The sequence below is a fragment of the Rhodococcus sp. (in: high G+C Gram-positive bacteria) genome (genome assembly GCF_049591685.1).
Classification (GTDB): Bacteria; Actinomycetota; Actinomycetes; order Mycobacteriales; family Mycobacteriaceae; genus Rhodococcoides.
In genome coordinates this window covers 1-1959 of sequence record NZ_JBAWFH010000554.1, presented here as the reverse complement: position 1 = coordinate 1959, position 1959 = coordinate 1, and the positions used below count along the sequence as shown (strand labels likewise).

Genomic DNA, 1959 nt, shown 5'->3' with positions numbered 1-1959 from the left:
CTGGAATTCGGCGTACACGTCGGTGCCGGGTACGTGCCGGCGCGTCGAGTGCAGGTAGCAGTGGGCACCGAGGTGGGCCGCGACGCAGTGGCCCAATCCTGTTGCTGTCTCGGCGAATCCGAGAACATCGACGTCGAGTCCACCGACTGCGGCGAGAACGAGGTCGGCGAGTCGGTTGGCCGCGTCGGTCACCACCGCCGGCTCGACGGGAATGTGTTTGCCGAGTACCTCGGAGACGAGCAGGTGTGCGCGTCGCGGGTTGCGGCGCAGACCCGGGCGGACGAGTTGGTCCACCGACCATTCCGACGACGTCGTTGTCGGCGTGACGATGATTCCGGTGGTGGGATTGCTCATCGGCCGGCCAGTTCCGTGAGCAGATCCACGAAGGTGATGCCCTCGTTGGTGACGCCGAACGCGTGGGCGCGCAGCATGGTCTGACGAGCCCAATTGCGGTGCGGGCCGAGCTCGTTCATCTTGTTGCGGTATCCGGAGGCGCGAACGCCGCCGGACTCGCTTTCGAGGATGTCGCGCGCATCGTGGTACTCCTCGTGCGTGACGGCGGACAGGGCGTGGACCGCGGGAACATGAGACGGGTGGATGACGGTTTTGCCTTGGATGCCGTTGGCCCGGTCGAGTGCGACCTCGCGCAGGAGCGCATCGAGGTCGTGGCTGACGAGCTGCTGGCGGAAGCGGACGGCCTCCTGCTCGGCGAAGGGTGTCTGCCGGAGCATGGGCCGAAACATACGCTCGTGGTCGGCGAAGTACTCCCACACCGGCCCGGTGATGACGAAGCCCGCTTCGTTGCTGCGTCCGAGGTGGTTGACGATGGCGCTGATGACGTCGGCGACGACGCGGACGTCGTAGATGGTGAGATCGCGGTCTCGGCGGATGCCGAACATGCCGCACATGTCGGTGGCGCCGATTCGAACGGCGAGGATACGGTCGCGGTGCGCGTCGAGGAGGGCGCGAATGGCGACGAGTTCGGTGTCGCGGGTCTCCCGGAAGACGACCTCGGGTGATTCGAGGACCGGCATCGCGAGCAGATGCTTGCCCAGCGCGACCTCACCCTCGGCAATGGCGTCGAGAAAACCGACTCCGCGTGCGGCGGTGAACTTGGGGACGACGAAGCCCGTCAGCGTCGACGCGCCCGGGGTCAACGACGTGCAGATGCGGCGAATCTGTTCCGGGGTCCGGGCACGAACGAAGACGAGAGAACCGAACACGTCCGCCGCGGTGAGCTTGTTCAGCGTCGCAACCGCGTTGTCGATGGCTCCCTCGAGGTTGTGATCGGCCACGGCGTCCTCGAGATCGACGACCAGTGAGCAGACACCGTCGGCGCTGCGCTTTATCAGTGCCTCGGCCAGGTCGTCCCGCGTGGCGGGCATGTACAGCGTCGCTCCCAGTGCGGTGGCGAGTCCGGTGAGATCACCGGACGGATCTACCGGCTGCGGGGGATGGAGGAACAACCGTTCCATCACTGCTGCTTCGAGGTGTCGGAAGTGTTGCAACGAAGTCCTTCGGGTTCGTGAGCGGGCCGTCAGCGATTCGAACCGCGCATACGATCGATCACTCCGGTGATGAAGCTTGCGATGCTGTCGAGATCTTGCAGGTAAGACCAGTAATCGGGGTGCGGGCCGGTCAACGCTGCGTTCGCGCGGTCGATTCGAGCCAGCTGAGCATCCAACACCGATCCCCATTCGGCAACCATGCCGCGGTTCACAGCGAGTTGTTGGGCGTCTCGTAACGTGAAACGCGCGGCCTGTTCCTTCTTGATTGGGTTTGCCTTCACCTCGCGCAACAGCGACAGCCGGTCGGTGACCGCGTCGACCAGCTTCTCCGCTTCGCTGAGGTGCGCACGGGCCTGGGCGATGTAGTCGAGTGCCTCTTCGGGGTTGCCGGAATCGGATGCTGCGCGAGCAGCAGAGAGGTCTTCCTCCGCCTGCTCGATGTGGCGTGCGC

General features: G+C 65.3%; 2 protein-coding genes and 1 pseudogene. All 3 read right to left on the bottom strand.

Translation table 11 applies throughout. The features are described from left to right. Nucleotides 1-354: phosphoribosyltransferase domain-containing protein (locus tag WBQ44_RS22705; RefSeq protein ID WP_495568913.1), on the bottom strand; the 354-nt coding region annotated here is incomplete at its 3' end. Next, the gene (locus WBQ44_RS22700; protein WP_495568912.1) at nt 351-1508 is read right to left on the bottom strand and encodes an HpcH/HpaI aldolase/citrate lyase family protein; all 1158 of its coding nucleotides are present in this window, start codon (nt 1506-1508) and stop codon (nt 351-353) included. The genes WBQ44_RS22700 and WBQ44_RS22705, both read right to left, overlap by 4 nt. Nucleotides 1509-1537: 29 nt before the next feature. Further along, a pseudogene (locus WBQ44_RS22695) lies at nt 1538-1959 on the bottom strand (hypothetical protein); the annotation flags it as partial.